Origin of the sequence: Chitinimonas taiwanensis DSM 18899 (assembly GCF_900119825.1) — a bacterium.
Classification (GTDB): domain Bacteria; phylum Pseudomonadota; class Gammaproteobacteria; order Burkholderiales; family Chitinimonadaceae; genus Chitinimonas; species Chitinimonas taiwanensis.
Genome location: NZ_FPKR01000021.1, coordinates 1 through 7,156, shown reverse-complemented (window position 1 = coordinate 7,156; position 7,156 = coordinate 1). Strand labels below are relative to the sequence as shown.

Here is a 7,156-nt window from a genome sequence, read left to right as displayed (position 1 = left end):
CTAGTTATCCAGCGTGTTGAAGCTCCCATTGCCGGTTAATCTCCAAGCCTCGCGGGGACTTCTCTGGCCAACCCGGTTCGGGAATGAGCTCAACTGTATTATCAGGATAAATATGCACACCCAAATAAGTCATATTATCGGCAGGCATTTTAAGTATCGGCTGATTGATGGCCTTAACCGTTTCTCCGTTCCCAGGCATCCCCTTCGGACCGTCCAACCTCCATGTTACCGTTTGCGGCCCCAAGGGCACCTCAACACCCGTCATCAGCCCGCCCGCACCACGATGCGGTTGCCCCCCTGCATCACCAATGAATTTACCGTTCAAGTACACATCAAGTATTGGCCGATCAAGATAACTATATAGATTGACATCTAAGAGCAAAGCTTCTGTGTTTTTCATTGCATTACCATCAGCATTAATCCCATCGTGAACTGGCGAACACGTCACCAATGCAAAAAGGCAAAACATGACGAGCAGAGATGACTTATTCATATACATATCCTATTTATAAATTGGGCTCAAGTCTTCACACACAAGAGTAGATTGTCATAAACATCAATATTACACCACCTGCTAGTTATCCAGCGTGTTGGAGCTCCCATTGCCGGTTGATCTCCAAGCCTCGCGGGGACTTCTCTGGCCAGCCAGGTTCGGGAATGAGCTCAACTGTATTATCAGGATAAATATGCACCCCCAAATAGGTCATATTATCAGCAGGCTTTTTAAGTATCGGCTGATTGATGGCCTTAACCGTTTCACCATTTCCAGGCATCCCCTCTGGACCGTCTAGCCGCCAGGTTACCGCTTGTGGCCCCAAGGGCACCTCAACGCCAGTTATTAGCCCTCCTGCACCCCGATGAGGCTGGCCACTTGCCACGCCTATATGCTTCCCATTTAGGTACACCTCAGAGATCGGCCGATCAAGATAGCTATGTAAGTTAACGTCAAAATATAAGACTTCTGCATTTTTTATTGCATTACGTTGATTATCGATCCCATCATGAACTGGCGAACAAGCCACCGATGCGAACAGGCAAGACATGACGAGTAGAGATAATTTTTCATATACATATCCATTCAGAAAATAGGCTCAAGTCTTCACACACAAGAGTACATTGTCAGAAACCTCAAGATTCCGCCACCTGCCAATTACCCAGCTTGTGTAAGCCCCACTGCCGATTGATCTCCAAGCCTCGGCTAATTTCTGCGGGCAACCCGACTCCGGAATGAGCTTAACCTTACTATCAGGGCAAATATGCACTCCCAGATAGGTCATACTATCAGCAGGCATTTTAAGTATCAGCGAATTGATAGCGCCTGATAAGGAATAGCGGCTAGACGTGCTCGTAGCCATGTTCAGTTACGGTGTCCTACGCGTGCGCAGCGATTGCTGCGTTAGCTCGAAGCGTCGCAGGCTCTGCTCGAAGGCGGGCGGATCGACGTTGAGGTCTTCCGGTGCGGTTGCGCGATCGAAGCTGCGCAGGTTCAGCGAAATGAAGGGCAAGACTTGGGAATGATCCCAGCCGCGTGTGCCGGCATAGACGCTATAGCCATGGACGCCTGCCGTGGTGTAGATGCCACCGATGACGCCTGAGCGAGCACCGATATGCGTACTCTTGGGTCCCAGGGTCTTGAGTTTGCGGCCGTAGCCATTACTCATCAGGCCCGCCACGGTGGAGCGAGCAGTCGCCTCAAGCAAGGGTTCATTCGGATTGAAATTGCGCTCGCCTTCTATCGCGGTGCCTAGTGTGTAAATCACGCCGGGGCTGTCGGTGAAGCGATAGGACACCTCGGCGCTGAAATGCCCTTTGCCATCATCGCGGATGAAGCCATGCGGAATACACAGACCAAGCTGCTTGGGCACCTGATACAGCGGTCGATATTCAAAGCGCGAGAGCAAGTCTTTGAACGCAGCCAGACGTTCCTCAAAGCGCGCTTCGCCTTCGCCGCCCGTCGACATGAACTGGAATGCAAAGCCCTCGCGCAGCACAAAGGCATAGAGGGTGGGCCCAGCGATGTAGCCGGTGCTGTCGGGTAGGCCCCAGTCGGTCGGGTGCCAGTCTTTGTCGAGATTACGCTTGCGGCGGGCGTAGTCCTCCACCTCTTTTTCTACCTCAAGAATGGTCTTCTTATACTCTGCGGATCTTTGCGGGTCCGACTTCAAGTCTGGGGTTTGAAGATCGTCCGCCAAGCCGTGTGCATAGTTGCGGGACTTTCGAATGTTCTCGTCGAAATCCTGAAGTGCAATGCTCTTGTCCGTTCTGACGGAATCCTGCATTTCCAGAATCGTCTCGGGCGTCGCCTCAGCGGCCACAACGATCGCGACATTTGCCAAATGGATCATGTCTTGCCCGCCACGCAGGATGCGTGAGAAGCCAAGAATCTCTTTGTTGGTGCGGGCCCGTTTGGGCAAGCCCCATTCGAACCTAGGCTGACTGGGTAACTCAAAGACCAGTCTCCCCAAGCATTCCGAACGCGCATCAGCGGGACGCAGGTAGGCCGGATGATAGGCCGAGGCGATCTCCTGTTCGCCCCGCGCCGCTGCGGGAGGTGGATTCTGTGCGCCGCTGGGTTGGCAGGCGGCCAGCCCACATACCAATACGGCGAGCCAGTTGCGGCAGTTGAGGGCTGAGGTCATGCCATCGATTCTTTCGCTGAACTGTGTTCGTTCGCAGCCAGCGCCGTGTCGGACGCCAGAACGTCAACGGCCGCGATGGTCGCGACATGGCGCTTGGAGAACAGATTGTCTTCGCCACGGGTCCATTCGGTTGGCAGCGCAACGATGAAGCCTTGCACACCTTGTGGGGCGGCGACCGGTGCGGAGGCATGTGGTGCTGCGGCTCACGAGTTGGACACCTCCTTGTGCTCTAGGGCGCGCCAGAAATGCGTCAAGAACACGAACGGATTAAAGGTCTTGCGGTTCTTTAGGCTGGATTTAGGAACGAGCTTCGGCGTGTGGGCTGTAACAGACGAATCACAGCCCAAGCAGAGCCATTACAGGGGCAACACGAAGTCAAAAACGGCTTAGCTCGTAAGCTGCGCCAGTCGACGTCATCACAGCCAAACGCACAGCAGACTCACTATGGGGGATTCTGCCCAATAATCTCAGCAACGCACCCACAACCCGGGCGTCTGCGGGGATTTCCCGCTCTCGCCACCTGAACAGATACGCTATCGCGCGCGTCAATGCCACGACCTATCGGTTCTAGCCCCACGTGTCTAGAACACTCAACACGTGAAGACACGGCAAATTCGCTCGACTTCACCTACGGAGAATAGGCTAATCCTCTTAGCCCAAGGTCTCCCGGATGTCTGCACTATTGATACGAGCGGTTGAAGTTTAGGCGCGCATTGCAAGCCTTTGCATTTTCCCCAGATAGAGCACTCATAAAGTCACAGTGCGCCGCCACATATTCCCGCCACTCAATGACATCATTGTCGAGCGCAGCCAGCTTTTCAATTAACTGAGCCCTTTCAATACCGATTCGACCAAGTGCAATTATTGAGCTATAGAACTTCTCATCTGACAACACACTAGCAAGCTGCTGCACTTCCAACTTCCGATCCAAAGTAATGCGATAGAGACAGCGCGAATACTCCAGGCCCGCCTCCGCACCCATGCCATTTTCCTTCCTCACAGAAAGACAAAATTTATCTCTAAAGTGTATCCACTTCCTCTGCACATTTCGCAAGTCAATCTGATTTTCACCATTCAACCTAGCCATCGCAGATTTATATTCATAATTCAAAGCTTTATCAGCAAGAACTCTCTTTTTCTCCAGACAGGCGAGAATATCCGAATTCCTGCTGGACTCACAACCAATCAATACTTCATCCGCAGCCGCGGGAAATTGAATTACACAGAAAGCAACTATGAAAATTACTCCCAACATTCGCATTTCAGCCCTTTCTCAAAAAACAATGCCTCTTCCTCACGCCTTGTAATCAAGCCCCCCTGCCCCGTATTCTCCCAAAGGCGCTTCATAGATCTTAATCTAGAGGGAATCTGTTCTACATTACCACTCTTAAAATCGTTTTGTATTTCCAACATCTCCTTTCGCCGATCCTTTTCACTTACCTCATTCCCTCTATTAACCACCAAGGACAAAAGGGCACCCTGACAGTGCGGATGCAGCTTTACGGCCTCAGGGTATACATCAACGACCTGCTTAGCATAAGTCTTTTTCATCCTAGCAGCCAACTTGAGTGCATTCTCCTCTGATATTTCAATATCGCCAACATCATCCAATGACTTACGAGCATCTTCCTTTTTCTTCCCGGCAACACCTACGAATTTTTCAATATCAACATCCGAATAAATCCCATTAAGATCCTGTCTTATTTTTTGAGTTGTTTGATGACCAAGATCATAGCCATACCCAATAGTAATTCCACTCGCGGTATTTCCAGATGGAACATAAGGATTCTTCATGTATCTCTCAGTTGCCAGCATCCACGACATGGTCTCAGATGATGGACGATATACCGTCTCTTCATCTAGAACTAACTCTAAGTACGGAACACTGCACTCAGCCGAGCAGCGGCTTTTAAAATTGGAGATTAAGCCGACGGCATGCCAGTAATAAAAGGTACTGGTACCAAGAAAATCTCTTATGGAACCCAACTGAGCTAAAAATGCCAATTCCTTAATTCGCTGCTTCTCTACTCGCCAATCAGCCTTCCCCTCCATCATCAAGGCGTCAAGCTCATCCCACTTGCTCATATCCCCGCCCCACTCACTTTCGTATCGCACAATCAGCCGACCAATACGGTCCGCCAACCAAGGAAGCGAAAGGGCGCGCTTGAATTCCTGTCGAGTCAAAACACCATCCGCCACACCCTGCTTGTCGATAGCTTGACGCACCTTGCTGAGCAAGGGGCCGCCGTCCACGTTGTCTGCGCGCTGTTTGAAGTTGGGCGCCTCCGCGCCCGTCGCGCCGCCCAGATGATGAACATCACGCGCCATTAGGTCGGCCGGGCGACTGGTTTCCTCTACGAGCTCGAACCCGGCCCAATCCCACGGCGACTTCCACACCACCTTTGCTTGGTCACGCTCACAGATCCAGCCGACGCGGTTCAGCCTCCACCACTGTCGTCCATTGGCATCCAGCGCTCTGTCGATGGCGGGTATTTTCTCCAGATCCGCTTTGGTCAGAACCCGCGATGTGTTGATCGTGCTTGGGCCGGGTTGACTCAGTTGCAAGGGGAATTTGTCCCATTTCTGGCGCACGCCAGCTTTGCTGCCCAAGTCGCTGCGCTGGACCCAGAATGCGTCGCCGCTAGGCAACATGACCTCCCTGCGCGCGTAGCCCAGACGCTTGGCTTCGGCTTCATTCGTGGTCACTTGGCTATCGGCGGCCCCCACAAATCGTCCGGTAAAGGTGACACGCTGACCCTGGTATTGATACGTTTTGGTAGATGCCTGGTAAGCGCCTAATCCACTTCGGGGAACGATAGTGGGGACGAGCAGCTTCGCCTTCGCCCAGCGCCCTGATTTTGGGCTGTCACTGCTGGGTGATATCTGCATACCGTCAGGAATGCTGCCAGTAGCGGGAATGGGCTCATACACTTGCGCACCAACATCAATCAGCAGTCGATTGCGCTGTTTTGGATCAAGCAAGGCGGCTCTTGCCCGACTCCTTGCCAGGAAGGCAGGCAAATCAGCACCGGTAAACACCTCCAGATGTACCAGTGGGCGGGGACCTCTGGCAGGAATGGGATATATATCATCAAAATTCTGGTAATTGCCCATATGTCCCATCAGCGCCCCTGCGGCAACCGGTATGGGTGTAGGTAGCACATAAACTGCCCCAACCGCCGCAGCATCAGGCTCGGGAATGGCATCCAACTCGGCCTTGAAAACGTAGCCAATGGGGGTGCTGTCAGGCACTTTCCCGCCCTCGGCCCCCGAGACAACCGACGCTAACTCATTGAAGGCGGGTCGCTTTGGAGATGCTGCACCCAGTTTGACAACCGCCCCCGTCGGAAGCAGGCCCGCCGCCTCATGTGCAGCGTTCCGGATTCGCAAGCCAGTCTTTCCCGGCGCCAGCGCTGGCTCCTTGTCCTTTGCCTTGGCCCCCACGGCATAAGTAACTGCTGGACCACCCCAGTATTTTGGGCGCTTCAGATGGGGTGCAGAGTCGTAGCCGGCTTTGTCCAGCAGATGCATATATAAGCTGAAAAACACCAGTACATCATCAGCAGGTGGAGGTGCAGCCGCTTCGCTTGACGCATTACCAGGCGGCGACGGAGGCGGTGGCAACACCAATTTGTGCCTCACCAGTACAAACCCGGTCGAGTATGCGGCTTTGCCGCCACCACTCGGGTATTGAACTTCCGGATAGCGTGCGTCCAAACGGTAGGCCACCACCTCACCATCGGCGATACAACGTATACCGTCGTCTTGCTTCAGGGCAGCCGAAGTGCCGGCACCGAAGTGCACACCGCCATGCCAGAGACCATTGGCGCCAATCGGGAAAAATCCATCCTCGCTACCGGCCAAAGCAGCATAAAAGGCATTGGGATCGGTAATCTCTTTGCCATTTGCGGCGGGAAAAGGGAAAAGCCATTTCTTGATCATTTATGCGTCTGCCGTCTTGATTATGTGAGAGCTATGGCTATATTGCTGCACGGCTGCGCTAGCCAGAAAAGTCGATCCTGCGCCTGCGCTTCAACTCACTAGCAGCAAACCTTGGTAGCACCGCATCTATTTTCGCCGCCCCCACAAAGCTCTTCCTACTCGCCTTGACGGTGATGGTCCCCGGACACGCCACCGTAATCCCACCATCCAGCGTGATACTCGCCCCGCCCGCCGTCTGGATCACGATCGTCTTGGCTGCCGCCAGCGTGGTGTCCGCCTTGGCCGATTCCAAGGTCAGCTTGCCCTTCGCGGCCAGGTTCATCGGGCCGGCGTGGGCTTGGATCAGCAGGTCGCCTTCGCCGGTGATCGCGCTCAGGCCTTGGCCCTGGTCCTTGTCGCCTTCAGCCAGGCCGCCGGTGAAGCTGATCGCCTGGTTGGCATCCAGGCGCAGCTGATGGCCGGTGAGCAGGTTCAGGTGGCCGCCGGCCAGCCAGTTCTGGGTTTCGCCGGTCAGGAAGAAGGCGTCCTGGCTGGCGGCAAGGATGCCGCCACGCGCGGCGAGCAGCAGCAGCGGG

6 protein-coding genes are annotated in these 7,156 nt (G+C 53.9%); all 6 read right to left on the bottom strand.

From position 1 onward, the window contains the following. Positions 1-4: 4 nt before the first annotated feature. Positions 5-493: a hypothetical protein gene (locus BT173_RS19515; protein ID WP_139256242.1), complete on the bottom strand. Its 489-nt coding sequence runs from the start codon at positions 491-493 to the stop codon at positions 5-7. 868 nt (positions 494-1,361) lie between these two features. Continuing rightward, positions 1,362-2,639 carry a T6SS immunity protein Tli4 family protein gene (locus BT173_RS19510; RefSeq protein ID WP_139256241.1) on the bottom strand — a complete coding sequence of 426 codons (1,278 nt, stop codon included), beginning with the start codon at positions 2,637-2,639 and terminating at the stop codon, positions 1,362-1,364. Further along, positions 2,636-2,797, bottom strand: a complete 162-nt coding sequence (locus tag BT173_RS19715; protein ID WP_175545644.1) for a hypothetical protein — start codon at positions 2,795-2,797, stop codon at positions 2,636-2,638. The genes BT173_RS19510 and BT173_RS19715 overlap by 4 nt, the downstream gene beginning before the upstream one ends. Positions 2,798-3,318: 521 nt before the next feature. Further along, complete coding sequence (locus BT173_RS18860) at positions 3,319-3,900, bottom strand: lysozyme inhibitor LprI family protein (protein WP_084658897.1); 582 nt, start codon at positions 3,898-3,900, stop codon at positions 3,319-3,321. Further along, on the bottom strand, positions 3,882-6,581 hold the full coding sequence (locus BT173_RS18855) for a pesticin C-terminus-like muramidase (protein WP_084658894.1): 2,700 nt from the start codon (positions 6,579-6,581) through the stop codon (positions 3,882-3,884). The genes BT173_RS18860 and BT173_RS18855 overlap by 19 nt, the downstream gene beginning before the upstream one ends. A gap of 58 nt (positions 6,582-6,639) precedes the next feature. Further along, positions 6,640-7,156 (bottom strand): DUF2345 domain-containing protein (locus BT173_RS18850; protein ID WP_139256240.1); only part of this gene is annotated, 517 nt, incomplete at its 5' end.

Coding starts and splice junctions, on each gene's coding strand:
- BT173_RS18855 (WP_084658894.1), bottom strand. CDS start 6,581: ATGATCAAGAAATGGCTTTTCCCTTTTCCCGCCGCAAATGGCAAAGAG.
- BT173_RS19515 (WP_139256242.1), bottom strand. CDS start 493: ATGAATAAGTCATCTCTGCTCGTCATGTTTTGCCTTTTTGCATTGGTG.
- BT173_RS18860 (WP_084658897.1), bottom strand. CDS start 3,900: ATGCGAATGTTGGGAGTAATTTTCATAGTTGCTTTCTGTGTAATTCAA.
- BT173_RS19510 (WP_139256241.1), bottom strand. CDS start 2,639: ATGACCTCAGCCCTCAACTGCCGCAACTGGCTCGCCGTATTGGTATGT.